The 25,133-nt window shown below is 64.9% G+C and carries 25 protein-coding genes and 1 pseudogene; 13 read left to right on the forward strand and 13 right to left on the reverse strand.

Features of this window, described 5'->3' with window-relative positions:
- Nucleotide 1: 1 nt before the first annotated feature.
- A complete protein-coding gene (locus BI49514_RS06795; protein WP_101545402.1) occupies nt 2–778 on the forward strand; it encodes an enoyl-CoA hydratase/isomerase family protein in 777 nt (258 codons plus the stop codon).
- Nucleotides 779–849: 71 nt separating this feature from the next.
- Here the strand turns inward: BI49514_RS06795 and BI49514_RS06800 are convergent, their stop codons facing one another.
- The 5 genes from BI49514_RS06800 to BI49514_RS06815 form a co-directional block, all read right to left on the reverse strand.
- A complete protein-coding gene (locus BI49514_RS06800) occupies nt 850–1,620 on the reverse strand; it encodes a TVP38/TMEM64 family protein (RefSeq protein ID WP_101545404.1) in 771 nt (256 codons plus the stop codon).
- Nucleotides 1,621–1,665: 45 nt separating this feature from the next.
- On the reverse strand, nt 1,666–3,024 hold the full coding sequence (locus BI49514_RS06805; protein WP_101545405.1) for a S1C family serine protease: 1,359 nt from the start codon (nt 3,022–3,024) through the stop codon (nt 1,666–1,668).
- Nucleotides 3,025–3,175: 151 nt separating this feature from the next.
- Nucleotides 3,176–3,346, reverse strand: a complete 171-nt coding sequence (locus BI49514_RS16525) for a hypothetical protein (RefSeq protein ID WP_156483776.1) — start codon at nt 3,344–3,346, stop codon at nt 3,176–3,178.
- A gap of 15 nt (nt 3,347–3,361) precedes the next feature.
- A complete protein-coding gene (locus BI49514_RS06810) occupies nt 3,362–4,732 on the reverse strand; it encodes an L-lactate MFS transporter (protein ID WP_101545407.1) in 1,371 nt (456 codons plus the stop codon).
- A 204-nt stretch (nt 4,733–4,936) separates the two neighbouring features.
- Nucleotides 4,937–5,722: a SurA N-terminal domain-containing protein gene (locus BI49514_RS06815; protein ID WP_244195295.1), complete on the reverse strand. Its 786-nt coding sequence runs from the start codon at nt 5,720–5,722 to the stop codon at nt 4,937–4,939.
- A gap of 248 nt (nt 5,723–5,970) precedes the next feature.
- Between BI49514_RS06815 and BI49514_RS06820 the strand changes: the two genes are divergently transcribed.
- Entirely contained in the window at nt 5,971–6,327 is a 357-nt protein-coding gene (locus BI49514_RS06820; RefSeq protein ID WP_101545409.1) for a VOC family protein, read from the forward strand.
- On the opposite strand, the gene BI49514_RS06825 is transcribed toward BI49514_RS06820, so the two are convergent.
- On the reverse strand, nt 6,308–7,519 hold the full coding sequence (locus BI49514_RS06825) for an epoxide hydrolase family protein (RefSeq protein ID WP_101545411.1): 1,212 nt from the start codon (nt 7,517–7,519) through the stop codon (nt 6,308–6,310). The genes BI49514_RS06820 and BI49514_RS06825 overlap by 20 nt on opposite strands.
- Before the next feature lie 50 nt (nt 7,520–7,569).
- Nucleotides 7,570–8,352: an NAD(P)H-dependent oxidoreductase gene (locus tag BI49514_RS06830; protein WP_101545412.1), complete on the reverse strand. Its 783-nt coding sequence runs from the start codon at nt 8,350–8,352 to the stop codon at nt 7,570–7,572.
- 67 nt (nt 8,353–8,419) lie between these two features.
- On the opposite strand from BI49514_RS06830, the gene BI49514_RS06835 reads away from it, so the two are divergent.
- Entirely contained in the window at nt 8,420–8,755 is a 336-nt protein-coding gene (locus BI49514_RS06835) for a winged helix-turn-helix transcriptional regulator (RefSeq protein WP_180954361.1), read from the forward strand.
- A 57-nt stretch (nt 8,756–8,812) separates the two neighbouring features.
- Here BI49514_RS06835 and BI49514_RS06840 read toward each other — a convergent pair whose 3' ends face one another.
- Nucleotides 8,813–9,370, reverse strand: a complete 558-nt coding sequence (locus BI49514_RS06840) for a dihydrofolate reductase family protein (protein WP_101545415.1) — start codon at nt 9,368–9,370, stop codon at nt 8,813–8,815.
- Between the two features lie 260 nt (nt 9,371–9,630).
- Between BI49514_RS06840 and BI49514_RS06845 the strand changes: the two genes are divergently transcribed.
- From BI49514_RS06845 to BI49514_RS06875, 8 genes and pseudogenes are all read left to right on the forward strand, one after another.
- Nucleotides 9,631–10,794, forward strand: a complete 1,164-nt coding sequence (locus BI49514_RS06845; RefSeq protein ID WP_101545417.1) for a thiolase domain-containing protein — start codon at nt 9,631–9,633, stop codon at nt 10,792–10,794.
- Nucleotides 10,794–12,416: an AMP-binding protein gene (locus BI49514_RS06850; protein WP_101545418.1), complete on the forward strand. Its 1,623-nt coding sequence runs from the start codon at nt 10,794–10,796 to the stop codon at nt 12,414–12,416. Before BI49514_RS06845 ends, BI49514_RS06850 begins: the two co-directional genes overlap by 1 nt.
- Entirely contained in the window at nt 12,413–13,318 is a 906-nt protein-coding gene (locus BI49514_RS06855; protein WP_208634998.1) for an SDR family NAD(P)-dependent oxidoreductase, read from the forward strand. The genes BI49514_RS06850 and BI49514_RS06855 overlap by 4 nt, the downstream gene beginning before the upstream one ends.
- 95 nt (nt 13,319–13,413) lie before the next feature.
- Nucleotides 13,414–14,451, forward strand: coding sequence for a DctP family TRAP transporter solute-binding subunit (locus BI49514_RS06860; RefSeq protein ID WP_244195296.1), 1,038 nt, complete (start codon nt 13,414–13,416; stop codon nt 14,449–14,451).
- 1 nt (nt 14,452) lies between these two features.
- Nucleotides 14,453–15,007 carry a TRAP transporter small permease gene (locus BI49514_RS06865; protein ID WP_101545422.1) on the forward strand — a complete coding sequence of 185 codons (555 nt, stop codon included), beginning with the start codon at nt 14,453–14,455 and terminating at the stop codon, nt 15,005–15,007.
- Nucleotides 15,004–15,852, forward strand: a pseudogene (locus BI49514_RS17265) (TRAP transporter large permease subunit); the annotation flags it as partial. The gene BI49514_RS06865 and the pseudogene BI49514_RS17265, both read left to right, overlap by 4 nt.
- A 46-nt stretch (nt 15,853–15,898) precedes the next feature.
- The gene (locus BI49514_RS16885; protein ID WP_257904115.1) at nt 15,899–16,489 is read left to right on the forward strand and encodes a TRAP transporter large permease subunit; all 591 of its coding nucleotides are present in this window, start codon (nt 15,899–15,901) and stop codon (nt 16,487–16,489) included.
- 111 nt (nt 16,490–16,600) lie between these two features.
- Complete coding sequence (locus BI49514_RS06875) at nt 16,601–17,368, forward strand: SDR family NAD(P)-dependent oxidoreductase (protein WP_101545423.1); 768 nt, start codon at nt 16,601–16,603, stop codon at nt 17,366–17,368.
- Between the two features lie 97 nt (nt 17,369–17,465).
- Here the strand turns inward: BI49514_RS06875 and BI49514_RS06880 are convergent, their stop codons facing one another.
- The 3 genes from BI49514_RS06880 to BI49514_RS06890 form a co-directional block, all read right to left on the reverse strand.
- Entirely contained in the window at nt 17,466–18,380 is a 915-nt protein-coding gene (locus BI49514_RS06880; RefSeq protein ID WP_101545425.1) for a PCC domain-containing protein, read from the reverse strand.
- 63 nt (nt 18,381–18,443) lie between these two features.
- Complete coding sequence (locus tag BI49514_RS06885) at nt 18,444–19,913, reverse strand: MFS transporter (RefSeq protein ID WP_101545427.1); 1,470 nt, start codon at nt 19,911–19,913, stop codon at nt 18,444–18,446.
- 86 nt (nt 19,914–19,999) lie between these two features.
- The gene (locus BI49514_RS06890) at nt 20,000–20,701 is read right to left on the reverse strand and encodes a YoaK family protein (RefSeq protein WP_101545428.1); all 702 of its coding nucleotides are present in this window, start codon (nt 20,699–20,701) and stop codon (nt 20,000–20,002) included.
- A gap of 204 nt (nt 20,702–20,905) precedes the next feature.
- Here BI49514_RS06890 and BI49514_RS06895 point away from each other — a divergent pair, with 204 nt between their 5' ends.
- Nucleotides 20,906–22,711 (forward strand): gamma-glutamyltransferase family protein, encoded by a 1,806-nt coding sequence (locus BI49514_RS06895; protein ID WP_101545430.1) that lies wholly within the window; start codon nt 20,906–20,908, stop codon nt 22,709–22,711.
- Between the two features lie 2 nt (nt 22,712–22,713).
- On the forward strand, nt 22,714–23,403 hold the full coding sequence (locus BI49514_RS06900; RefSeq protein WP_101545431.1) for a GntR family transcriptional regulator: 690 nt from the start codon (nt 22,714–22,716) through the stop codon (nt 23,401–23,403).
- A 562-nt stretch (nt 23,404–23,965) separates the two neighbouring features.
- Here the strand turns inward: BI49514_RS06900 and BI49514_RS06910 are convergent.
- Nucleotides 23,966–24,463: an SRPBCC family protein gene (locus BI49514_RS06910; protein ID WP_101545435.1), complete on the reverse strand. Its 498-nt coding sequence runs from the start codon at nt 24,461–24,463 to the stop codon at nt 23,966–23,968.
- 1 nt (nt 24,464) lies between these two features.
- Entirely contained in the window at nt 24,465–24,875 is a 411-nt protein-coding gene (locus tag BI49514_RS06915; protein WP_101545436.1) for an ArsR/SmtB family transcription factor, read from the reverse strand.
- Between the last annotated feature and the right edge of the window lie 258 nt (nt 24,876–25,133).

Here is a 25,133-nt window from a genome sequence, read left to right on the forward strand (position 1 = left end):
CATGACCGAGATCCAGCTGAAGAACCGCGGCCCCATCGCCGAGATCATCCTCGACGGCCCCGAATCCCGCAACGCCCTCGACGCGGACAACCTCCGCGACGTCGCCGCCGCCGTGGCCAAGGTCGCCGAAGCGGTCCCCAACGTGCGCGTGCTCCTCATCCGCGGGGAGGGCAAGGTCTTCTGCTCCGGTCGCGATATCGCGAACGTCGACGTCGAGACCGATGACGCCCATGCGTTCCTCGCCGACATCTTCGCCCCAGTGTTCCAGGCGATCCGCGCGCTGCCGATCCCGGTGATCGCGCAGGTTCAGGGGGCTGCGCTCGGACTCGGGTATGGGGTCGCCGCGGCTGCGGACATCATCTTCGCCGCCGATGACGCCAAGTTCGGGTCCCCGTTCGCCGCGATCGGCGCAATGCTCGATTCCGGCGCCCACCACGTGTTCATCGACCGGGTCGGCTATCACCGGACGATGGACCTCATTGTCACCGGTGATTTCCTGACCGGCGCCGAGGCGGCCGCCACCGGAATCGTCTCCCGTGCGGTCCCAGCCGCGGAACTGTCCGACTTCGTCGAATCGAAGTTGGAGAAGATCGTCACCGGACCGGCCGAGGCCTTCGCGATGGAGAAGGGCTTCGTCCAGAAGCTCGCCGACGAACGGCCGAACCTCGCCGAGGTGCTCGCTCAAGAGGCGGCCCTGCAGGAATCGGCGCGCCAGACCCTGGACTATGCCGAAGGGTTCAGAGCCTTCCAGGAGCGTCGCAAGCCGGACTTCGGCTGACGCTCCGGTTCAGTGGGCTTTCGGTTCACTGAGCTTCCGTTTCACTGAGCCCGGTACACCGAGTCGCCGGTTCATTGTGCCAGACGGTGGTTCTCGTCGTCGGGGATCTCCGTCGTCCCGTTCTCCGAGTTCTCGGCATCTCGCGTGCGCTTCCAGCGGTGCATCGTGATGATCGTCAACGTGATGACCAAGGCCCAGGAGGCGCCGACGCCGATGCCGTTGATGACATTCGGCTCCCCGATGAAGGCACCGACGGCCACGAGTGAGAGCTGGCCCGGCAGGGACGAGATGATCGTGGCGCTGAGGAAGGTGCGGTTGTCGATTCCCAAGGCTCCGCTGCCGTAGTTGACCGGCCAATACGGGAACCCTGGCATGAGGCGCAGGGCGCACACCGCGTAGAAGCCGCCGCCGGTGAGCTTGGATTCGATCGTCTCGGCGTGGGAACCGAGCAGCCGCAGGACCGTATCCCGGCCGAGAGCCCGGGCGATCCAATAGCCGATCCAGCAGCCTCCGACGACTCCGACCATCGACAGGAGGGTGCCGAACGGCAGCCCGAAGATGAGGCCTCCGGCCGTGGCCATGATCGTCACCGGGATCGGGGTGGCGGCGACGCCCATATAGATGAGGACGAAGACGGCGAAGCCCCAGAAACCGGCGGCCGCGATATCGGCCTGCAGCACGTCGACCGAAGGCAGGCGGACATTGAAGACCGCCCACACACCGGCCAGCACGGCGAGGGCAAGAACGATATTGCGCAGGATCGTCGACCAGTCGAGACGCTCCCGGTTATGCCGGGTGCGGGGCGACCACTCCGCGGGCGAGGCGTCTTCGTGTCCGGGCATGGCCCGATCTTACGTCTCGCCCGGGGTGGTTGGGCAATCTCCGGCTCAGGCTGCGGGGCCCTCGGTCAGAGTCACCTTCGCGCTGTGGGTCTGACCGTCGGTGTCCGTCCAACTCAGCGACACGGTGTCACCGGGCTTGTGCTCGGCGATGGCCTCGGACAGGGCGGTGCCGTCGGTGATCTGCGTCGAGCCGATCGCGGTGATCGTGTCTCCGGCGGTGAGCCCCGCCTCGGCGGCGGGGGTGTCCTCATAGACGCCGGCGATGACAGCTCCCGCGGTCTGAGACGACGATCCCGACTGGCTTGGCTGACCTGACTGGCTGGCTTGGCCCGACTGGCCGTTCGAACTGCCGTCTCCCGGCCTGCCCGACTGGCTGCCCTGGCTCGACTGCCCGCTCTGCGAATCCTGTTGGACCCCGATGCCGAGGAACGCCGGATAGCCGAGCGTGTTCGTGCTCGTCTGCTCGCCGTCGATGATCGACTCGGCCGTGGACAGCGCCGACTCGATCGGAATGGCGAAGCCGGTGACGGTGGCCGATCCCGACGAGGCCGCGGTATTCATGCCGACGACCTCGCCTTCGTCATCGAGTAGGGCCCCACCCGAATCGCCGGAGACGATATCGGCCTGGACCTGGATCATATTGTTCAGCGTCTCCGAATCCTCAGAGCCCTGAGCGGTGGTGGTGACGGAGGCGCCGAGGTCGGTGACCGTGCCGTCGGCGGCCTGCAGCTGTCCCTGCCCCTCGGAATTGCCGACGGCGGTGACGTCGTCACCGACCGTGACCGAGTCGTCGTCGATCGTGGCCGGCTGCAGGTCCGAGGCGTCCTTGAGCTGGAGCACGGCGACGTCGTCTGTCGAGTCGGAGCCGACGACGGAGGCCTCGTAGGTCTTGCCGGTGGTGGCCACGGTGACGGAGATCTTCGTCGAATCGGCGATGACGTGGTTGTTCGTCAGCACCAGACCGTCCTTGCTCAGCACGATGCCGGTGCCGGCCGCCTCGGCGTTCTCATAGCCGAGTTCGGTGTCGATGAGGACGACTCCGGTCGATTCCTCAGCGCTGGCAGGGGAGGCCTCCTGCTGACTTGAGCCGTTGGAACCCTGGCCGGTGTTCGGCGACTGCGAGTTCCCGCCGGGCGAGGTGCCGTTGCCGGGTGTGATGCCGGTGGAACCGCCATCGCCCTGGCCGAGACCGGACGACTGACCGCCGCTCTGTCCGGGGTCAGTGGCCTGTCCAGGGTTGGCAGGCTGTCCGGTGAAGGGGATGGCGGACTGGGTGGCTGCGACCGTGGCGGTGTGGGACGCCGCGGCAGCCGGCAGTCCCGCGGCCGTGCCGACGGTCAGAGCCAGTGCGGCTGCGGCGGCAGTGACCGCCGCAGCCAGACGACGTCGGGGGTTGGTGCTCATGGGCTGTGCCTTTCTCTGCTGTTGAGGAGTGCGTGATGACTCCTATTCAGCACCTGGAGGCTGTGGCCAGGCTGTGGCGCAGCTGGAGTGAGGCTTCGACTTTGTCAGTCGTCAGCTGAGACGGCCGGTGGGGGCCGCCTCGGCGAGGGTGTCAGCCGGTGAAGATCGCGACGGCCTTGACCACGGTCAGGGACAGGCCCCAGAGGAGGCCGCCGACCACGACGACGGTCAGGGTCGAGCCGATGGCCTTGTAGGCACCGCCGACGGGGGACTGCGGTGAACCGGAGTCGGGGACGTGGGCGATGTGGGTGGAATCGTTCATGATCTGACCCTTCCTTCAGTTCTCTTCGAGGGCGGCGGCCTGCTTGGCCGCGACGTCCTCTTCGCGTTCGAAGTACTTCTCGCTGACCGGGCGGATGAGCGCATTGGCGATGAAGCCGATGACCAGCGCGCCGACCATGATGAACATGCCGGGGGTGTAGAGCGCGGGGCCTTCCTTACCCGCAGCCTCACCGGCTTCGACGACGGAGTTGACGATGAGCGGGCCGGCCACACCGGCTGCCGACCAGGCGGTGAGCAGCGCACCGTGGATGGCGCCGACCTGGTAGACGCCGAAGAGGTCCTTGAGGTAGGCGGGAGCGGTGGAGAATCCGCCGCCGTAGAAGGAGATGATGATGAGGGTGGCGAGCACGAAGAGGATGATCGACCCGCCGCCGAAGAGCGCGACGAGAAGGTAGAGGATCGCACCGACGCCGAGGTACATCATGTAGTTGTTCTTCCGCCCCAGGTAGTCAGACGTCGTCGACCAGATGAAGCGTCCGCCCATGTTGCCGATGGAGAGCAGACCGACGAAGCCGGCTGCCGCGGCGGCGGTGATGCCGAAGTAGGACTGGATCATCGGAGCGGCGTTCTCGAGGATGCCGATGCCCGCGGTGACGTTGAGGAACAGGACGACCCACAGGAACCAGAACTGCGGTGTGCGGATGGCATTGCGCACCGAGACGTTGCCCTTGGTCTGCATCGGCTTGGCCTCAACCTTCGAGGGGTCGAAGCCCTTCGGGGTCCACTCCGGGTGGGGGACGCGGATGACGAAGGCGCCGGCTGCGATGACCACGGCGTAGACGACGCCGAGGGTGATGAAGGTCGGGGTCAGACCGGCAACGAGGTTTTCCGGTTCGGCACCGCCGCCATAGAGGGCCATGAGCTGGTTCGACATCGGGCTGGCGATGAGGGCGCCGCCGCCGAAGCCCATGATGGCCAGGCCCGTGGCCAGGCCCGGACGGTCCGGGAACCACTTCATCAGGGTCGACACGGGAGAGATATAGCCGATGCCCAAGCCGATTCCGCCGATGACTCCGTAGCCGAGGTAGACCAGCCACAGCTGACCGCCCACGATGCCGAGAGAGGCGATGAAGAAGCCGACGACCCAGCAGGTTCCGGCAGCGACCATCGAGGCTCGCGGACCGTTCTTCTCCACCCAGGGGCCGAAGACGGCCGAGGAGATGCCGAGCATGAGGATCGCGATCGAGAAGATCCAGCCGATCGAGACCTCACCGGTGTCGAAGTGGGTCATGAACGGGATCTTGAAGACGCTGAATGCGTAGACCTGGCCGATGCACAGGTGGATGGCCAGAGCGGCCGGTGGGATCAGCCACCGGTTGAAGTTCTTCGGCGCGACAATTGCCGAGCGCGTGAGAATGGAAGCCACGGGAAGTCCTTTTCGTGAATGAAACTCGTGTCACCGTCGACACTGGTCAGCGGACGGAACGTGTGACCGGCGGTCAGTCGACCGACCGAATAGTCCACCTCGGAGTAAGTTCCATACAAGCAAAATGCGAGGAATGCTCAGCAATTTCTTGTGAAAAGGCGGCAGTTTCTTGCCAAATGGGACGAAATCCGTGGCTCTCGGGTCTCAGAGGTGGATCGTGACGTCGGCCTGCTTGCGCAGCTTCTTCGCGAACTTCTGGGTTGCCTCCTGAGACTTCTGGCTCTTCACCTGCTCCTTGAGCTGAGGGCGCATCTCGTCGATCGGCGGCATCTCCTGCTGGCCCTGGCCGCCCTGCTGAGCCATCTGCTCCTGCTGGGACTTCGCCTGCTCGTAAGCCTGCCCGATCTCTTCACCGCTGACCTCGAACTCACCGTATTCGTCTTCGACGACGCCTTCGATCTTCAGCTGGTTCTTCAGCTCCGAGCGGACCTTCTTCTCATCCATGCCCTGGTCCTTCATGGCTTTGAGGAAGTCCTTCTCGCTCATCTGTCCCGACTTCGCGGATTCCTTGAGTCCTTTGTCGATGTCCTTGTCCGTCACCGAGATGTCGCGCTTGTCGGCTTCCTGGACGAGTACTTCGGTGCTCACGAGGTTCTCAGCGGTCTGCTTCTTCAGGCCCTTCTCATCGACCGGCTGGCCGGACTGCTGAGCCTGCATCTGCATCTGCTGGTACTGGGTTTCGAAGAGGGGAACGAAGTCGTCCTTCGTGATCTTCTTGCCGTTGACCTCGGCGACGACCTTCGGAATGTCCTTCGTGTTCGGTTTGCCCTGCTGACCCTGTTGGTCTTGGGCGGAGTCGGCGCCGGGGGACTGCTCGGCCGCGGCCGAGGACTCCTTCGGCGATGCTTCGTCGCCCTGGCTTCCGCAGGCGGCCAACGCCACCACGGAGACGGACATGGCCAGGCCCAGCAGCCACCGGTTCGTTCGCACATTCACTCCTGCTCATCGGTTTCAGCCTGCCAGGCTAACAGGGCCGACTCCCCGAAGAATGTGTGGAGTATGTGTGTCACTTGGCAAGGGCGATTGTGGTAGGCAGGATCGGCGGGTTTCGGTGTGCCATCTGTTCGTCTCGGATTCGTCGATCGGGCACTGACGGTCGACCGCCTCGGCGGGTACACTGCGGCTACCGGAAGAGCACGGAGCACGGTCCGTGCCATCCGCAGCGAAGGGAGTTGGCCATGGAATCGACGTTTCGCGGAGTGTTCCTCACCTGCACAGACGCCGAGGCGACCGCCGCCTTCTATCGCGAGATCGCGGGGCTGCCGCTGACGACCGAGGGCGATGAGGAGTACTCCTACTTCGTCGTCGAGGCCGGGGGAGTGCAGGTGGCTCTGCATTCGGCGGAGGCGTTCGCCGACTATGCGTTCCCGCCGGTGACGGAGTCGAATCTCACGCACCTGTACTTCCGGATCCCGGATCAGGCGGAGTTCCTCGAACGGATCAAGGACGCGGGCACTCCGCTCGTGGCGGTCGACGATGTCGTCGTCACGGTCGAGGACCCCGACGGCCGGAAAGTCATGTTCGGCACGGCGTGAGGATTGCCGTCAGACCGGCCCTGAGGTCAGCGAGGAACTCGTGCGGTGCTTCGAGGGACGGGAAGTGTCCGCCTTTCGGGGCCGCCTGCCAGCGGACGATGCGCCGGTAGCGATGCTGTGACAATGCGCGCGGATACCTTTCGATATCGCAGGGGTACATCGTGATAGCCGTGGGAACGTCGACTCGCAGATCGGGGTCGAGGGAGTCGTGGCTTTCGAAGTAGATGCGCGCCGAGGAGGCACCGGTGCGCATCAGCCAGTACAGAGAGACGTTGTCGAGCAGTCGGTCCCGTGAGATCTTCTCGAAGGGGCTGTCGCGGGTGTCCGTCCATTCGGCGAACTTGTCGAGGATCCACGCCAGCTGCCCGACGGGTGAGTCGACGAGGGCGTAGCCGATGGTCTGCGGGCGCGTGGCCTGCTGGTGTGCATAGGCGGCGCGATGAGTCCAGAAGTCCTCGGCATCGAGGGCCCATGCCCGCTCGTCATCCATGAGATCCTCCAGGGAGGCTCCTGGGATTCCGGGTGCATAGGTGGTGTGGATTCCGATGAGGTGCTCGGGGAATCGTCCCCCGAGGATGGTGGTGATCACCCCGCCCCAGTCGCCGCCGAAGGCCGCGAAGCGGTCGTAGCCGAGCCTGCGCATGAGCGTCACCCACGCCTCGGCGATTCGGTCAGTGGACCAGCCGGTGGCGCTCGGTCTGTCGCTGAAGCCGAAACCGGGCAGCGAGGGAACCACGCAGTGGAACGCCGGTACATCGGGATCGGTCGGCTCGGCCAGCTCGTCGACGATGTCGACGTATTCGGCGATGCTGCCGGGCCATCCGTGGGTGAGGACCAGCGGGGTCGCGTTCGGTCTCGAGGAGGTGCGGTGCAGGAAATGGATTCCCAGACCGTCGATCTCGGTACGGAACTGGCCGATTTCATTGAGCCGATTCTCAAAGGTTCGCCAGGAATAGTCGGTTCGCCAGTAGTCCACGAGGTCGATGAGATCGGTGAGAGGGACGCCCTGATCCCATCGCCGAGGATCGGGTGACGGGCGGAAGACAGTCTCGGTTTCCGGCAGGCGGGCAGAGGCCAGTCGAGCCCGCAGGTCGTCGATTTCGGACTCCGGGATGTGCACGTCGAACTTCTGCACAGATTCCGGCGTCAGGTCGCTGTCGATCGGAGTAGTGGTGCGGGTGGGCTCGGACATCAGGGGTTTCTCCCAGGTCGGGGTCGGGGGCTGCGCGTGGGCGGGCTCGGTCAGCTGGCGGTGTGGATGCGCACGCCGTGCTCGTTGGGGCAGAGGTGGGGTTCGAGTTCCCATTCGGGCGTGTAGTCGCCGGTGAACTGCGGGCGAAACGGGATGGTCGGTGCAGTGAAGAGCTCGTCGAGGCGTTCGATGAGGCGGGCACGGGTCGGCGTGATGTCGTCGATGTGGTCGGCACTGGGAACGGCGAACGGTTCGAGGACGCTCATGCCGGTGTAGGCGAAGGTTCCGTGGAGGAGGCCGAAGAGGAGTTCATTGAGCTCACCGGACTTGCCGCGCGGCCCGATTGCCAGCGGGCGGTCGCCGAGGGTGGTGATGACAAGGGCGCGTTTGCCGGCGAAGGGACCTTGCTCGAAGCGGAGTCGTCGCCCTGTGGTTTCATCGGTGCCGAACGCGAATCCGCTGACGAAGACTCGGTCGAACCAGCCTTTGAGGATCGCCGGCATCCCGTACCACCACAATGGGAACTGAACGACGAGCGCGTCGGCCCTTCGCAGCTTCTCCTGCTCGAGAATGATCGCGTCAGGCTGAGTGCCGGCGAGGTGCGCAGTGCGGGTGTCGGCACTGATGCGGAACCGATCCGAGACATGTGTGCCGGCATCGTGCGGGCGCACCACCGGGTCCCACTCCATCGCGTAGAGGTCGGATTCGAGGACATTGTGGCCGAGTGTGCGCAGATGCTCGATGCCGAACGTGCGCAGACTGCCGTTGAGAGAACGAGGTTCGGGGTGGGCGCTCAGCCAGAGGACGGTGGACTCGGTGGCGTTGTCTTCCATGCCTCCATCGTGGATGCTTAGAGTACGAGCGTCTAGTACGGACATTTCTGTCCCCATGGAGGTGTTTATGCGGTTGCCGGTCCGACGCGCGATGGAGGTGTGCCCGGTCGAGGTTGCGGTCTCGGCAGTCGGTGGCACCTGGAAACTCACGGTCATCAAGCATCTGCTTGAGGGACCCCGGAGGTTCAACGAGCTCGGCAGGCTGGTGCCACTGGCGAACACAAAAACTCTCACCAGGCAGCTGCGCGAACTCGAAGACGATGGTTTGGTGCTGCGAACCGTCTATCCGGAAGTGCCGCCGCGGGTCGAATACTCACTGACCGATCTGGGCCGCAGCCTGCAGCCGATCGTTGAGGCGATGAACGCCTGGGGCAAGGATTTCGAGCGTACTCACGCGGACTGATAACAGGGACTGACGCCTTCCGCAGATCCTGACGTTCAGTCCTGCCGGATGAAAGTCTCAGGCGCTCGGTTCGTACGCCGAGTAGGTGATGCCGCTCGGGAAGGCCTTCGAGTCGATGAGCTTGAGGCGAGGCGGCCTGGCCGAGTGGGCTCCGTCGTGGAAGAACCCGCGTCCGCGGCCCTGCCATACCGGATAGGTGAACATCCGGTACTCATCGACGAGACCCTCAGCGATGAGTTCGTGGGCCAGGGTGATGCTGCCGGTGACGATGACGTCACGGCCGGGTTCTTCGCGCATGGCGGCGACGGCGCCGATCGGGTTTTCGCTGATGATCTGCGTGTTCTGCCATCCCGGCTCGGTCAGGGTCGATGACACGACGCGTTTGTCGACCTGATTCAGATGGTCCGCGACGCCGGTGGTGTCATCGGTGACGAGGGGCCAGTATCCGCGGAAGTCCTCGAAGGTCTGCCGACCGAGCAGCAGCACGTCCTCGTTCGCGGACTGCCGCATGAGTTCGGCCGAGAGCTCTTCGTCCTGAGCCTGCGGATCGAACCATTCGTCGAGCATCTCGACACGACCGTCGAGAGTGATGTTCTGAGTGATGATGATGCGCACTGTCGGTCTCCTCATTGAGTGACGTGGGAGCTTTCTACGGTACGCATCTCGACGCCGAAGGTCCATGCTTCCTTGCCTGAAGCATGGACCTCTGATGGTGGGGTTTCGGAGCCGGCCCGCCTCGGTGGTGGGGGTTGGCACTGAAGCACTGCCGACACCAATGTTCCATATGGTGGATTTTCTTTGACCAACTGATGGGACCGGGAAAGTATGTGAGGGCAGTGCTCGTTCCGCAGAGCCCGGTACCCGAAGGAGTGTCCATGTCCTCACCTGCGATCATCGGTTGGTCCCACGGAAAGTTCGGCCGATCCGAATCACCGCTGCCCCAGATGATGGCCGACGTCGCCCGCGACGCCATCGCCGAGGCGGGACTGGAACCGGCCGACATCGACGTCATCCACGTCGGCGTCTTCAACAACGGACTCTCCCGCCAAGGCTTCGAAGCCGCACTGCCGGGCACAGTGTTCCCCGAACTCGCCCGCACACCGGCCCACCGGCACGAGAACGCCTGCGCCACCGGATCCGCCGCGATCTTCGCCGCCCACGACTCCATCGCCGCCGGGCGCCACAAGACGGCCCTGGTCATCGGCGCCGAACGCATGACTCAGGCCTCTGGCCACGACGTCAATGAGGTCCTGCTCAGTGCCAGCTATCGGGAAGAGGAAGAGCACTTTAAGTCCTTCGCCGGAGTCTTCGGCGAGATCGCCCGCCAGTACTTCGACCGGTACGGCGACCACTCGGAGACCCTCGCGAAGATCGCCGCGAAGAACCACGCCAACGGCGCCCAGAACCCGCTGGCACACATGCAGAAGGACCTCGGCTTCGACTTCTGCAACACCGTGAGCGAGAAGAACCCGTACGTCGCCGAACCCCTGCGCCGCACGGACTGCTCGATGGTCTCCGACGGAGCCGTGGCGCTCGTCATGGCCGCTGAGGATGTCGCCGCCTCCGCACCGCTGGCCGTGTCCTGGCGAGGCATGGGCAACGCCAACGACGTCCTGCCGCTGTCCCAGCGCGACCCGCTCGAGATGGCCGGAGCCCGTGCCGCGATGGACCAGGCACTCAACGCCGCCGGCATCGGCATCGACGAGCTCGACTTCCTCGAGACACACGACTGCTTCACGATCGCCGAACTCCTCGAATACGAAGCCTTCGGACTCGCGGCCCCCGGCCAGGGACACACCCTGCTCGACGACGGCGTTACCGAGGTCGGCGGTCGCCTGCCCGTCAACCCCTCCGGCGGGCTCAAGGCCAAAGGCCACCCTATCGGCGCCACAGGTGTGTCCATGCACGCACTCGCCGCAGCGCAGCTGACCGGACGCTCACCTGGCATCCAGATCGAGGCCCCGGAACTCGCCGGAGTCTTCAATATGGGCGGTGCCGCGGTGTCGAACTTCGCCTCCGTCCTCGAGCGCGTCCGCTGATGCGCGCCATCTCCCAGACGTCCCCGGCGAAGGACTTCACTCCCACACCTCGGCGCGGGGTCAACGTCTCCCACTTCCTCACCCAGACCGCCCGCCGGATCCCTGACCGCCTCGCCGTCGTCGACGACGATCACGGGCAGCGCTGGACCTGGGCCGAACTCGACGCCCGCGCCGAAGCACTCGCCGCCGCCCTCCAAGCCGGCGGCGTGGACCGCCGTGACACCGTCCTCCTCGTGTCGGCCAACCACGCCGAGGTGATCCAGTCCTTCTGGGGAATCCTCCGCTCCGGTGGCGTCATCGCCCCACCGAACGCGGCACTGTCGACCGAGGAACTGCTTGGCATCAGTGCCGAAGTCGCCCCCGCCGCCGTCATCACCGATCGTGCCCACGCTGACTTCGTCACCGCTTTGCAAGCGGAAGGGTTCACCGGCCCCGTCTTCTGGATAGGGGAACTGCCCACCGCCCAGGCAGGCGCCGCACCCGCCGAAGCCGTCGACTCGACGGTCGACGAAGACGACCCCTGCTGGTACTTCTTCACTTCCGGATCCACCGGCCGACCGAAAGCTGCGACGTTTACGCACCGCCACCTCGGCGCGGTGCTCATGAACCATCGCTGTGACCTCTTCCCCAACGAGGACGAGACCGGAGCGTCCCTTGTGCTCGCGCCGCTGTCGCACGGAGCGGGCATCCACATGCTCGGTCAGGTCTTCGGCGGCACTCCGTCGATCATCCACCCGGGTGGGAAGCCCAGCGTGGAATCCCTGTGGCCGGCCATCGACGCCTACGGCATCACGAACGCCTTCACCGTTCCGACCATCCTCAACCGCATCGCCGCCGGCTACCCGAGCGGCCGCGGCCCCGAGGACCACACCCTGGAGCGCGTCATCTACGCAGGAGCCCCGATGCTTGCGACCGACCAGGCTCGGGCACTCGAACGGCTCGGACCCTGCCTCGTCCAGTACTTCGGGCTCGCCGAGGTGACCGGAGCGATCACGATCCTCCGCCCCGAGGACCACGGAGCCATCCCCGTCGACGACGCCGGAATCGGCACCTGCGGCCGCGCCCGCACCGGAGTCGAGATCATCATCGTCGACGAGGTCGGCACGCAGCTGGCCGCAGGTGAACAGGGCGAAGTCTGCGTGGCCGGACCGACCGTGTGCGCCGGTTACCTCGGCCGTCCCGATGCGAACGCCGAATCCTTCGCCGGCGGTCTCTTCCACACCGGCGACGTCGGCTACCTCGACGAACGCGGCTACCTGTTCCTCACCGGCCGGAAGTCCGATATGTACATCTCCGACGGATCGAACGTCTATCCGCGCGAGATCGAAGAGCTTCTCCTCACCGACACCGAGGTGGCCCAGGCCGTTGTCGTGGGCGTGCCGGATGAGAAGTGGGGTGAGATCGGCGTGGCCGTCATCGAACGTGCAGAGTCGCCGGCCGGTGCGAACAGTGTCGCCGACCTGACCGAGCGGCTGACCGCGCTGTGCAAGTCCGGGTTGGCGAAGTACAAGGTGCCCAAGGAGATCCACTTCGTCGACACGATGCCGGTCACTGCGTACGGCAAACTCGCCCGCAAGGAACTCAAAGCGGAATACTCCCAAGGACGGGGCAGTGCACGATGAGCAAACCAAAACAGGAAGTCGTGTCAGTGCCGACGGGTAGGTTGGTCGGCACGACGATCATGGCGATCGGCTGCGGTACCCCGGACGGGGAGGTGAACAACGGTTTCGCTGCAGCGACCGCGTTCCTTCGTGAGGGTGCGAAGGTCTGCCTCGTCGACCGTGACCCGAACGCTCTCGAGCAGGCGACACGAGTCCTCGCCGAGGCGGCCGCCCAGGCGGGCGCGAATGGTGCGGTCACGGCTGGGCGGGGCCGCCTCGGCGGAGTTGATCTCGACGCTCAGCTGACCACGGTTGTCGCCGATGTCGGGGACGAGGACTCGCTGGCGGCGGCCTTCGCTCACTGCGCCGACCGCCTCGGCGGTCCGACCGTGCTCCACTACAACGTCGGCATCGTCGTCAACGGGGGAGTCGACGAACTCGAGACCGACGGGTTCCGTCGTGCCCTCGACATCAACCTCACCGGGGCGTTCTCCGCGATCAAACACGCCCTGCCGCATATGCGCGCAGCCGGGCACGGGTCGATCATCTCGGTGTCCTCGGTCGGCGGCATGCGCTATATGGGGTACGACTACCCGGCGTATGCGGCATCGAAGGCCGGTCTCATCGAACTGACGAAGGTCGTCGGCGCGCAGTACGCCTCCGAGGGCATCCGCGCGAACTCGATCGCACCCGGCCTCATCGAGACACCGCTCATCCACCGCTCGATCAGCGGCCACTACGACTCGGTCGAGGATATGCTCGCGGCCCGTCACGCCCAATCCCCGACCGGGAAGATGGGCCGACCCGAGGATGTCGCGGACCTCGCAGTGTTCCTCGCATCTAACGAATCGGCGTACATCAACTCCACGCTCATCCCCGTCGATGGAGGACTGACCCACTACGCAGGGATGCCGAAACGATGACGTCGCGGTTCGCGCGGACAGCGGCGGCCGCCTCGGCGAGGGCTTGACCCACCGCACTCAACGACAGTGAAATAACGGAAACAAAGGAGGCAACGGTGCCGAGAACACGGACGACGAAGCCCATGCTCGTCTGGTCCGCCGTACTGATGGTGTGCGCCCTGCTGTTGAGCGGGTGCGGAACGAACTTCGGCACCACCGACGACGGCAAGCAGCGCTACCGGTGGAAGATGACGGTGACGACCGGATCGACCTCGACGTGGTACCTCGCGGCGGAGAAGTTCGCCAAGGACCTCGACGAGGAGACCGACGGTCGGATCACCATGAAGGTCTTCGGCAGCGAACGCCTCTCTGCAGGTGAGGCCACGGCCGGAGTCGAACAGCTCATGGACGGGGCGAAGGACTTCTCCTACAACTCGCCGATCATCTACGCCGGCGTCGACCCGCGCTTCGGCGCCGTCACCGCTCCCTTCGTCTTCGACTCCGTCGAGGACGGGCAGACGGCGCTCGCCGGGGCTGGCGGGGACGTCTACAAGGACTATCTGGCCCAGCGTGGAGTCCACCTGCTCGGCTTCGGGGAATCCGGGATGCGGCAGCTGACGAACACGCATCGGCCCATCCACACGCCAGAAGACATGAAGGGCATGAAGTTCCGGATCCCCGGCTTCGGCATGTACACCGACCTCTACCGGCAGATCGGCGCGAACCCGACGACGATGCCCTTCGGTGAGGTCTTCACCGCCCTGCAGCAGGGAGCCATCGACGGCCAGGAGAACCCGATTGACGTCATCTACTCGGCGAACCTGCAGGAGGTCCAGCCGTACCTGACGCTGTGGAACTACTCCTACGACCCGCTCATCCTCGGCATCAACAAGGACCTCTTCGATTCCCTGACGCCCGAGGACCAGAAGCTTGTGAGCCGTCTGGCCGCAGACGCCAACGAGTTCCAGATCAAGAAGAATCGGGACGGCGAACAGAAGCTCATCGCCGAGCTCAAGGACTCCGGCATGGAGGTCAACGAGCTCAGCGACGACGAGAAAGACGCCTTCCGCGAGAAGCTGCAGCCGATCTACGCGAAGTACCGCAAGGTCTGGGGCTCAGACATGTCCGACGCGTTCATCCCGAAAGGACTGTGAGATGAGAATCGTCCGCTTCTTCGAGGACTGGGTCGTCATCCTGTCCTTCGTGATGATCGTGATCGTCACCTTCGTCAACGTGCTCTCCCGCTACATCTTCAAGGCCTCGCTGGCGTTCTCCGAGGAGATCACGATCAACCTCCTCGTCGTGCTCACGATGATGGGCGCGGTCGTGGGGATCCGCCTCGGCGCGCATCTCGGCTTCACCTACCTCGTCGAGAACGCGAAGGGCCAGGTCCGCAAGGTCCTGCTGTTCACCGGCACCGCACTCATCGTCGCGTTCCTCGCCGTGCTCCTCATCTGGGGCGGCGAGATGACGATCGCGCAGGCCATCCGTGGCCGAGCCACCCCGTCGCTGGGCATCCCGCAATGGCTGTTCACGCTGTCGATTCCCTTGGCCGGGCTGCTCGGAATCATCCGCAGCCTCCAGGCTCTGCGGGTCTCGATGAACGAGGACACCTCGGCCGAAGCAGTCGTCGAACGACTCGCCAGCGAAGCAGCACCGACCATCGATTCGTCCGAATTCTCGTCCGAGTCCAAGGGAGGCCGGAAATGATCACGCTCCTGCTCTTCGGCAGCTTCTTCCTGTTCCTCGGCCTCGGCATCCCTGTCGCCTTCGCCCTCGGCCTGGCCGCCGTCGTCACCCTGGTGACCACCGACGGCATCCAAGTCCTCGACGTCGTGCCGTCGGTGATGTTCCCGTCGATGAGTTCGGGCACGCTGCTGGCGATCCCGTTCTTCATCCTCGCCGGAATCGTCATGCAGTACACCGGCATCTCGCAGCGGCTCGTCGACCTCGCGTTCCTCATCTTCGGACGCCTGCGCCACGGTCTGGCCGCGGTGACGATCATCTCCGCGTTCTTCTTCTCCGCGATCTCCGGATCGGGACCGGCCACCGTGGCCGCGATCGGCGCGATCCTCATCCCCGCGCTCATCCGCAACGGGTACCAGAAGAAGCACGCGGTCTCCCTCGTCGCGGCATCGGGTTCGATGGGCATCGTCGTGCCCCCGTCGATCGCGTTCATCGTCTTCGCTGTCGTCGCCGCCGAGTTCGGCAAGATCTCGATCTCCCGCCTCTTCATCGCCGGCATCGTGCCCGGCGTGATCATGGCGCTCGCGTTCTTCATCGCCGCCCTGTTCGTGCCCAGAGTGCGTGAACTGGCCGGTCTGCCCGTGAAGACGACGACCCCCGCCGAGGCGGCTGTGCAGTCCGGTTCGACCGGATCGTCTACGGGCGGGAAGACTCAGTTGCTGACGTCGGATGGGAAGGCCGCCTCGGCGAGGTCCGGGGTTTCCGGATCCGGTGTCGGTGGTTCGGGTGCCGTCGGATCCGTGGATCCGACGGCCACGGTCAATCCGGAAGGCGGGTTCGGGGAGATCCTCACCGCGTTCCTCAAGGCCATCCCCGGGCTGCTCATTCCGGTGATCATCCTTGGCGGAATCTACGGTGGAATCTTCACCCCCCACCGAGGCGGGAGCCGTGGCCTCGGTGTATGCGCTGGTGGTGGGCGTGTTCGTCTACCGGGAGCTGAAGTTCAAGGACCTGCCGAAGGTGTTCCTCGAGTCCGGGGTCTCGACCGCGGTCATCATGTTCATCGTCGGCGTGGCGAGCCTGTTCTCCTACGTCATCACCGTCGAAGGGATTGCCGATGCGATCTCGTCGGCCGTGCTCGAGGTGACGGACAACAAGTACCTCATCCTCGCGGTCGTCACGGTCATCCTGCTCATCGTCGGTGCTTTCGTCGATGCGATCAGTGCGTTCTACCTGTTCGTGCCGATCCTTGTGCCGATCCTCATCGGGGTCGGTGTGGACATGACGACGATCGGCGTGTTCATGACCGTCAACCTCGCGATCGGCCTGTTCACCCCGCCGGTCGGGCTCAACCTGTACGTCGGTGCGGGCATCGGCAAGACGCGTTTGGAAGAGGTCGTGCGCGGAGTCATCCCGTTCCTCGTCTGCGCGATCATCGCCCTGCTGCTCATCACCTACATTCCGGCACTGTCGAACTGGCTGCCTGACCTCCTCGGGGTCGGATAGCTCGGGCGCTTGGCCGGGGTCGGCGCCTGTGGGTGTCGGCCTCGGCGGTCGGTCGGAACCGAACCTGGATGTATCTCGCCGTACTCAACTCACACGTTTTCAAGGAGAACAATGGAACCGTATCTGCTCACGAACAAGACCGCGCTGGTCACCGGTGCCGCGCAGGGAATCGGCTTGGCCATCGCCCGGTCGCTGGCCCGGCGTGGAGCGTCGGTCGGCATCGTCGACCTCAAGGGCGCCGAGGATGCCGCCGCCGCATTGGCCGCGGAGTTCCCGGAGCAGCGGTTCGCTGCGTTCTCCCTCGACGTCCGCGACGCCGACGAGGTGACGGCTGCCGTCGGGTCGTTCGTCGAGACTTTCGGAGGCCTCGACATCCTCGTCAACAATGCGGGCACCGCGGCGCGCGTCGGGATCGATGTGATCACCGCCGAGCAGTGGCAGCGCGATATCGAGACGAACCTCGGCGGGACGTTCAACTTCATCAAAGCCGCCGTTCACCCGCATATGATCGACGCCGGCAACGGGTCGATCATCAACATCTCCTCGATCTCCGGAATCAACGGCGGAGCGGTGTCTGATGGTGCGGCCGGTGCTCGGTCAGGGCCGGCGTATTCGGCGAGCAAGGGCGGGATCATCGCCCTGACGAAGTGGGTGGCCAAAGAGTACGGACGCAAGGGCATCCGCTGCAACTCGGTGGCACCCGGTCCGGTCGAATCCGCGCTCACTGTCGGCCAGTCGTATGACCTCTCAGGGCAGGCGCTCGACCGGATGGGTCAGCCTGCGGAGATCGCCGAGGCGGTCGCCTACTTGGCGACGGACGGCTCAGCGTTCACCACCGGCCAGATCCTGCGGGTCGACGGTGGGGCCGTGATGTCCTGAGCTTTTGATCGGCGTGAGCAGTTGATCCCCGCACCATCTCTACGACGGTGCGGGGATCGTTGTATCTGCGGAGCTGGTTGCTTGAGAGTTTCTTCGGTCAGTCGGTGCGGCGGACGAAGAGTTCGAAGGTCACCGCGACCGAATTGGCTCCGGGCTTGAGGGTGCCCGAGCTGACCTCTCCGGCGACGTCGACGACCTCGCCGGAGAGGGCGATCTGCGGAGCTGTGCTCTGTCCGTCGGTCACGGTGCCGCTGAGATGAGTGAATTCGACGGCTGGCCACGAGGCGGTGCCGTCGGTGAATACGGCACCGGTCGTGCTGCCGAGGCTCGCCGTCACCTCGGCGGACTCGAAGCCGGCGTTGCGGCAGATGTCGAGGACCGCCTCGTCGAGGATCTCACCAGGGCGGACACGAGAGACGACGGCATCGGGGGAGGCCGGAGTCTCGGAGGAGGTGGGTGTTGGGGCGAACGCTGAGAACCCGGTTTCGGGGTCGACCTCGCTGAGGAGCCGCGCATCGGGAAGGGCGAAGAGCCGGATCGTCAGCCCGGACGGCCCCGCCAGGGTGCCCGGCAGCAGATGCCCGCCTCTGGTGTCGCCGTCGGCAGCGGTCCACGAGGCGTGGATGTGACAGAACGGTGTGTCCTCGCGGAAACCGATCGTTGCGGACGCATGTCGAAGTTCCGTGGGGGATTCGACCCGGAATGCCTCGGTGAACGACATGGGGTGCTCGGCGTCCTCACCGTAGGCGGGATGGACATAGTCGGTATGGCCGAACTGACCGGAGACGAATTCGGCCATGATGCCGGAAACGGAGAAGTCGGTCAGTGACCGCTCGAGCGCAGCGAAGAGGTCCGTGCCCTCTGAGAGTTCGATGACGTGCTCGGTGCAGCGGGTCGGGACGGAGACGATGCGTGGGTTCTGCTGTGGGCCCGCGTGGATGACTGCGGTTCCCGGTGCTTTGAGTGGAAAAGTCGGCTGCCGCAATGCTGTCGAATCTGCTCCGTTGCTCATGTTCTGATTATCGTCGGTGGTCAGGGTCGGTGTCGCTGAGAATCCATGGGGTGGAACGTGAACTCAGGCGTTCGACGGCATGGTGTCGGCGGCCCGGATGCGCCGCAGCATGATCACAGCACAAAGGATGCCGATGCCGCCGAGGACGGCGAGTCCGGCACCCATCGTCATGGCTCCGGCGGCACCTGGGCCGCCGAGCGCAACGAGCACACCGACGAGTGTCGAGGCGATCGTGTTGCTGATGAGCTCGGCCGTGCCGAGACCGGCCGCCGCCTTCGACCCTTCGATCGGGTCGTCGCTGCTGCTCATCGCCGCCACATTGAGGTGAGGGAAGGCGACGCCGATGCCTGAACCTGCGAGGATGAGGCTTCCGGCCCAGACCCAAGCGATCCAGTCCGCATCGACGAACTGCGTGGCTGCATAGATGACCAATCCTGAGGTGAGGAGGACGGGGCCCATTGCCATCAGCCGGCGACTGGTCTGCGGATCGTCGACGCTTGCGCTGAACAGCTGGACGAAGCTCCACCCCACCGAGATGGTCACCCCGAATACGGCCGCCAAGAGCGGGGACATGCCGATGAGGTCCTGTCCGAATTTCGGTAAGAAGATCTCGACCATCGCCGCAGAGCTGAGAATGCCCATGACGAGGTAGATCCACTTGAGCGGATTGCCTCGTTGGTAGGTGATGTGGGGGAGGACCGGGGAACCGGCGGAGCGATCAACAGCGATGAAGGCCGCGATGAGTGCCGTACCTGCGATCAGCGCGATGGTCGTCGGCCAGCCTGTGGGAACCACTGCGGCAATGCTGAAGGCGGCAGCGGCGAGGACCAGCATCGTCAGTGAGGGGACCGGAAGCCGACCGAAGTTCCGGTCGCGGGGCGCCTGACGAGGAAGGCTGCGCAGCGCCATGAGGCCGAGGGCGACCGACATCAGCGTCAGGAGTCCGAAGGCCCCGCGCCAGAAATCAATCTGGGCGAAGATGCCGCCGACAGCGGGTCCGAAGAGCGTGCCGAGACCCCACATTGCCGAGACCAGTCCCGTCGCCCGAGTCCACAGGTGTCGGGGCAGCGCATCCCGGATGACCGAGTAGCTGAGCCCGGCGAGCAGACCCCCGCCGAAGCCTTGGAGGATGCGGGTGGCGACGAGCAGCTCCATGGAAGGGGCGAGGGCTGCGCCGAGTGAGCCTGCGGCAAAGAGGGCGAACGCGAGCAGGTACGCCCATGCCGCCCCCAGCGAAGCGAGCACTCGGGCGACGAGCATCGAGGCGAACACAGAGGCGACGAGGAATGCCGTCGTCACCCATGCGAAGAACTCCTGTCCGCCGATGTCCGCGATCGCCGACGGCAGGAGGGCCGCGGTGACGAAGGTGTTCATCGCGAACACCGCGATGCCGCCGGCGAGGACGAGCGAAGCGGACGCATGTTCGGCGCTGAAGAGCTCGCTCCAGCTGCCGGAAGCCCTGGCCGCAGTGCCGCCGGAGGCAGGGGCAGCGGACGGGAGCTGAGAAGAGGGACTCTCGGGGTCGTCGCGCATAATCGCTACCTTAGAGCCTCAAACGAACTCGACGTCAAGAGAGGCGGAGAACCGGCGGGGGCCGATCGCTTCGGCGCAATCGGAACTCAGGCGTTCGACGGAACGGGGTCGGCCGCCTCGGCGCGGGTTCGTCTCTTCTTCTCGCCGAGGTGGCCGATCACGGCTGCGGCGGCGATCATGACGGCGACGAGCGCGATGCCGATCCACTGATTGAGCATGAGCGTGGCGGCACCGGCCAGCGCGCCGATGAGGATGAGGACGACGGCGAGGGCTCGTCGGATCCAGCGGACGTTGTCACCGCCGGCCAGGCTCGAATCGGCGGCGAGGCCGACGATCGTCGAGGTCACGACGACGGTGGTGACGTCGGCGATCTTCATCTTCCGGGCCGCGGCAGCCTGTGCACCCATGAGCGCCGACAGGGCTGAGGTGAAGATCGTCCCGGCCAGGCCGATCTCGGGGTCGGGGACGACGGCGACGTAGATACACAGTGCGGCACAGCCGACGGCGACGCCGGAGAAGATCACGGTCGTCCGGTGGTGCCAATTCTCGCCGATGTCGCCGAGGATGCGACCCGACAGTGCAGCACCGACCATGAAGAACACGAGCGCGAGGGCAGGCCGGAGGACGGGAACGCCGTCGGCGCCGGCGAGGCCCATGCCGAGGATGACGACGTTGCCGGTCATATTGCCGGTGAAGACCTTGTCGAAGCCGAGGTAGCCGATGGCGTCGACCATGCCGGTCGAAAAGGTCAGCAGCAGGAGCATGGCCAGGTCGAGGCGACGAGTCATGGTGTCCTTTCCGGGCGAGTGGAGCCGGCGGCAGTGCCGGAATGTCGCCATGAGGGGTAATTTGTATACAAAACTGTAATCAGGTGACGGTTGGCGTGCAATTGAGGGGCAACCGGAATTGTCCGGGTATCGTCGTTATCGACAGCTGACCAAGGCCTGCACGCCGAAACACGCTCAGCTGACCACTGCCGAAGGACTTCGCTCATGACCTTTACCCCGCCGCCAGCTTTCACCACGCGCCCCACCCTCGAGGGGCACTTCGGGATGGCGGCATCGACGCACTGGTTGGCCACAGGGACGTCGCAGGCGGTGCTCGAACGCGGCGGGAACGCCTTCGATGCTGCCGTCGCCGGAGCCTTCGTCCTCCACGTCGTCGAACCCCACCTCAACGGACCGGGCGGTGACATGACCGGGCTCTTCGCCACTGCCGCAGAGCCCTCCCGACCACGGGTGATGATGGGCCAAGGGCCGGCTCCGGCCGCGGCAACGATCGAGCATTTCCGCGGCGAGGGCCTCGATATGGTTCCCGGCTCCGGGGCTCTCGCCGCCGCCGTTCCCGGAGCCGTCGACTCGTGGCTCAACCTGCTCGAACACCACGGGACGTGGGAGCTCGCCGATGTCCTCGACTTCGCCATCGACTACGCCGACGACGGGCATCCGATCCTCGCCCGAGCAGCCGGGACGATCGCGAAGGTCAGCGAACTCTTCATTGAGCACTGGCCGACCTCGGTCGCACAGTGGATGCCCGAAGGTCGAGTTCCCGAAGCCGGCGAGCTGGTGTTCAACCACGCCTACGCCGATGTGCTGCGCAGGCTCATCGCCGCCGGTGACGGCACTGGGACGCGGGAAGAGCGGATTCGAGCGGCCCGTCAGGGGTGGAAGTCCGGATTCGTTGCACAGGCGATCACCGACTTCATCACCACCGCGCATAGACACTCGACCGGGGGCGACCACGCCGGAGTCATGACGTTGGAGGACATTTCCGCCTTCGACGCTGGTTTCGAAGACCCCGTCACCATTGACTTCCGCGGATATCAGGTCGCGAAGATCGGCGCCTGGGGTCAAGGTCCGGTGCTGCTGCAGACCCTGAAGATCCTCGGGGGCTTCGACGACGAAAGACTGGACCCGTCGACCGAGATCGGAGCGCACACGATCCTCGAGGCACTCAAGCTGGCGATGGCCGACCGTGACACCTATTACGGCGATGCCGACGTCGATCTCGACTGGCTGCTCAGCGACTCCTATGCGGCCTCCCGACGAGAACTCATCACCGAGCAGGCATCGACGGAATTCCGGCCCGGTCTCGGCCGGGACGGTGCGGAGCCCGTCTTCACCACCCCGCTCATTCCCGAAGGTGATGACAAAGAAGCGCTGATCAAAGCCGGCATCGGGGAGCCGACCGTACAGAAGAACGGCGTCAACAACGGCGACACCTGCCACCTCGACGTCGTCGATCGGTGGGGCAATATGATCTCGGCGACCCCGTCCGGAGGGTGGCTGCAATCCTCGCCGACCGTCCCCGGGCTCGGATTCTGCCTCGGGACCCGGCTGCAGATGACGTGGCTCGACGAGGCGGCCCCCTCGGCACTGCGCCCGGGCAAGCGTCCGCGCACGACATTGACCCCGACCTTGATCTCCAAAGATGGGCAGCCGATCATCGCTCTCGGCTCACCCGGCGGTGACCAGCAGGAACAGTGGCAACTGCTGCTGATCCTGCGCATGCTCGTCGGCGGCTACCGCGCGCAGGAGGCCATCGATGCACCGGCACTGCACACGACGTCGTTGGCGGGATCGTTCTGGCCACGTACCTGGGTTCCGGGTGGGGCGGTCGTCGAGGACCGCCTCGGCGAGGATGTCATCAGCGGACTCATCGCCCGCGGTCACAACGTGACCAGGGCGGGGGATTGGGAGCTCGGCAGGCTGTCGTGCGTGACTCGGGATCCGGCGACGGGGCGGCTGAGCGCCGGAGCGAATCCGCGTGGGGCGCAGGGTTATGCGGCGGGGAGATGACCATGGCTGATTCGCACGATGCGCAACTGGATGTCGCCGCGCAGATCCGCACCGACATCATCAAGGGCAAGCTCGAGCCCGGGACCAAGCTGCGCGAAGTCGTGTTGGCCGAACGATACGAGGTGTCGCGGATCCCGATCCGGGAAGCACTGCGCGCGCTCGAAGCCGACGGTCTCGTCGAGTCCCGGAAGTTCAGCGGTTCGGTGGTCGCGCCGTCACCGGTCGAGGACGCCGAAGATCTGTTCGAGATCCGCATCGTGCTCGAGTCGGCAACCGCGAAGCGTGCGGCGCGCAGGGTGGCAGAGCGCACTGCCGGACAGGACCCGGACCCTCGGTGGGCGGAAATCCGTGAAGAGATCGATGCCATCCTCGACGCCGGTGACGCCGTCATCGAGGCGGAACGCTATGAGGACCTCGCGGTGCTCAACATGCGCTTCCACTTCGCTGTCGCCGAGCTCAGCGGCAGCTTGTCGTTCATCAGCCTCCTTCGTCAGATCTCCGGCAAGATCGAGTGGCTGTACTCGCTCAACCTCATGCGCCGAGGCCCGCAGGCGTGGCCGGAACATCGCGAGATCATCGCCGCCATCGATGCCGGTCAGGATGCCCTGGCCGCCGAAGTTATGGCCCGCCACGTGCGCCGCAGCCGGGATTCCTACTTCTCCACAATGTCCGAACGCCCCGGAACTACCTGACGGGGGCTGAGCAACCTGGCGCCAGGTTGCTCAGCCCCCGTCAGGTGTTTCGGGCGTGGGAAATCATCCTTTTAGGGGAGAGACCGCGACTGGATCTTTGGCTATCGTTGAGTGGTCTCATCGTGGTTTTCGGCGGAATGCCTTAGCCAGAGGTGCGACGGACAAGACAACTCGATTCGCGATCCAGGTCGGTGATCATCACGGTGCAGGAGTCTGCCCATCGTTCAATTCTGCTCACAAGTCTGAGCTACCCGCTCTTCGTCGCGGGACTCGTTCTGCTGTTCGTATCGAACACCATCCCCGGTACTATGTTGCTGAGCTCCGGCGTCTTCCTCATCGGCGTGAACGAACTGTGCTTCTATATCGCGAAGAGCGGCGCGAGACAGGATCGTGCCGCCGCTTAGCGTCTGCGCTTCTCCAATTCCTGCAAACTGTGGCCGGCCGCGGAGGTCGACGAGGGTCCATTCGATCCGTTCCGTCTCTGAGCCGTAATGTCCCCCGAACTACCTGACGGCGTCCCAGCAACCTGGCGCCAGGTTGCTGGGACGCCGTCAGGTAGCAATTAGGGGTGGTCTAGGAGGCGGTCGAGTTTGTTAAAGCCCTCGACGATGCCGTGCTCCATGCCCGAGGCGACCATGCCGTCGCGGGATTCGAGCGAGTCGAAGATCGAAGTCGACATCAGCCGTGTCCGCCCGTCGCCGAGGTCAGTGAGCGTGAGGATCTCGAGGTTGACCGCGTCCGGGAATCCCTCAAAGGTGAAGGTCTGGACGATGCGCTCGTTCTCCCGCACCTCGTGGAACGAGCCGAAGAAGGCGTACTCGCCGCGATCATCGGTCGAGACGTAGCTCCAGTTCCCGCCGGTCGTCGCATTCCATTCCCGAATCGTGTTCGTGATCGAGTCCGGTCCGCACCACTTCACGAACAGTTCAGGGTCGATGTGGGCCCGGAACACCTTGTCCGGTGAGGCCGCGAAATCGCGGGTGATCGAGACGGTCTGCACCCCCTCGGGGACGTCGAGCTTGAGAGTCGAATAGTCGGCTGCGGTGTCTGTGGTGGTCATGTCATGCTCCTTTGCGTGATCTTCTGTGGGGTGATGCGGCCTCGGATCCCTCCGCCGAGGCGGCGCTCGATTCCGAGTCGTTCGCTTCCTCGTCCGCGTTCATCGCTTCGAGGACCGCGTCGAGGCGTTGGTAGCGTTCCTCTGCCTGCTGTTTGTATCTTTCGATCCATTTCGTCATCAGATCGAACACGTTGTCCTCGAGATGGACCGGTCTGCGCTGGGCGTCACGGGTGCGGGAGACCAGTCCGGAGTCCTCGAGCACCTTGAGATGTTTCGATACGGCCTGCAGGCTGACGTCATAAGGTTCGGCGAGTTCGTTCACCGTCGAATCGGCGACGCTGAGCCTGGCCACCATGTCCCGCCTCGTCGGGTCGGCCAGAGCGGCGAAGACCTTGGACAGCTGATCGGCCACTGCGGCCTCCTGTGTATCGATATCGAAATCTCTATTCAACCTTTCGGTTGATGAAAAGCGTAGAACCGACACCTAAATGTAGTCAACCCTTTGGTTGAATAAAGTTCAAATATTCTCGTCCGCCTCGCTCTAGAACTACTGTGAGTATTGATGGTGGCTGGTCTGGGACTGGCTGGCAGAGTAGGAACTGACCGTCCCATCGATCATCATGACCCTCAGAACTACTGACTCGAACGATGTCCTCGTCGGGATCTGTCT

This window comes from Brevibacterium iodinum ATCC 49514, from assembly GCF_900169265.1.
Taxonomy (GTDB): domain Bacteria; phylum Actinomycetota; class Actinomycetes; order Actinomycetales; family Brevibacteriaceae; genus Brevibacterium; species Brevibacterium iodinum.

Coding starts and splice junctions, on each gene's coding strand:
- BI49514_RS06795 (WP_101545402.1), top strand. CDS start 2: ATGACCGAGATCCAGCTGAAGAACCGCGGCCCCATCGCCGAGATCATC.
- BI49514_RS06800 (WP_101545404.1), bottom strand. CDS start 1,620: ATGCCCGGACACGAAGACGCCTCGCCCGCGGAGTGGTCGCCCCGCACC.
- BI49514_RS06805 (WP_101545405.1), bottom strand. CDS start 3,024: ATGAGCACCAACCCCCGACGTCGTCTGGCTGCGGCGGTCACTGCCGCC.
- BI49514_RS16525 (WP_156483776.1), bottom strand. CDS start 3,346: ATGAACGATTCCACCCACATCGCCCACGTCCCCGACTCCGGTTCACCG.
- BI49514_RS06820 (WP_101545409.1), top strand. CDS start 5,971: ATGGAATCGACGTTTCGCGGAGTGTTCCTCACCTGCACAGACGCCGAG.
- BI49514_RS06825 (WP_101545411.1), bottom strand. CDS start 7,519: ATGTCCGAGCCCACCCGCACCACTACTCCGATCGACAGCGACCTGACG.
- BI49514_RS06830 (WP_101545412.1), bottom strand. CDS start 8,352: ATGGAAGACAACGCCACCGAGTCCACCGTCCTCTGGCTGAGCGCCCAC.
- BI49514_RS06835 (WP_180954361.1), top strand. CDS start 8,420: ATGCGGTTGCCGGTCCGACGCGCGATGGAGGTGTGCCCGGTCGAGGTT.
- BI49514_RS06845 (WP_101545417.1), top strand. CDS start 9,631: ATGTCCTCACCTGCGATCATCGGTTGGTCCCACGGAAAGTTCGGCCGA.
- BI49514_RS06850 (WP_101545418.1), top strand. CDS start 10,794: ATGCGCGCCATCTCCCAGACGTCCCCGGCGAAGGACTTCACTCCCACA.
- BI49514_RS06855 (WP_208634998.1), top strand. CDS start 12,413: ATGAGCAAACCAAAACAGGAAGTCGTGTCAGTGCCGACGGGTAGGTTG.
- BI49514_RS06865 (WP_101545422.1), top strand. CDS start 14,453: ATGAGAATCGTCCGCTTCTTCGAGGACTGGGTCGTCATCCTGTCCTTC.
- BI49514_RS06875 (WP_101545423.1), top strand. CDS start 16,601: ATGGAACCGTATCTGCTCACGAACAAGACCGCGCTGGTCACCGGTGCC.
- BI49514_RS06880 (WP_101545425.1), bottom strand. CDS start 18,380: ATGAGCAACGGAGCAGATTCGACAGCATTGCGGCAGCCGACTTTTCCA.
- BI49514_RS06885 (WP_101545427.1), bottom strand. CDS start 19,913: ATGCGCGACGACCCCGAGAGTCCCTCTTCTCAGCTCCCGTCCGCTGCC.
- BI49514_RS06890 (WP_101545428.1), bottom strand. CDS start 20,701: ATGACTCGTCGCCTCGACCTGGCCATGCTCCTGCTGCTGACCTTTTCG.
- BI49514_RS06895 (WP_101545430.1), top strand. CDS start 20,906: ATGACCTTTACCCCGCCGCCAGCTTTCACCACGCGCCCCACCCTCGAG.
- BI49514_RS06900 (WP_101545431.1), top strand. CDS start 22,714: ATGGCTGATTCGCACGATGCGCAACTGGATGTCGCCGCGCAGATCCGC.
- BI49514_RS06910 (WP_101545435.1), bottom strand. CDS start 24,463: ATGACCACCACAGACACCGCAGCCGACTATTCGACTCTCAAGCTCGAC.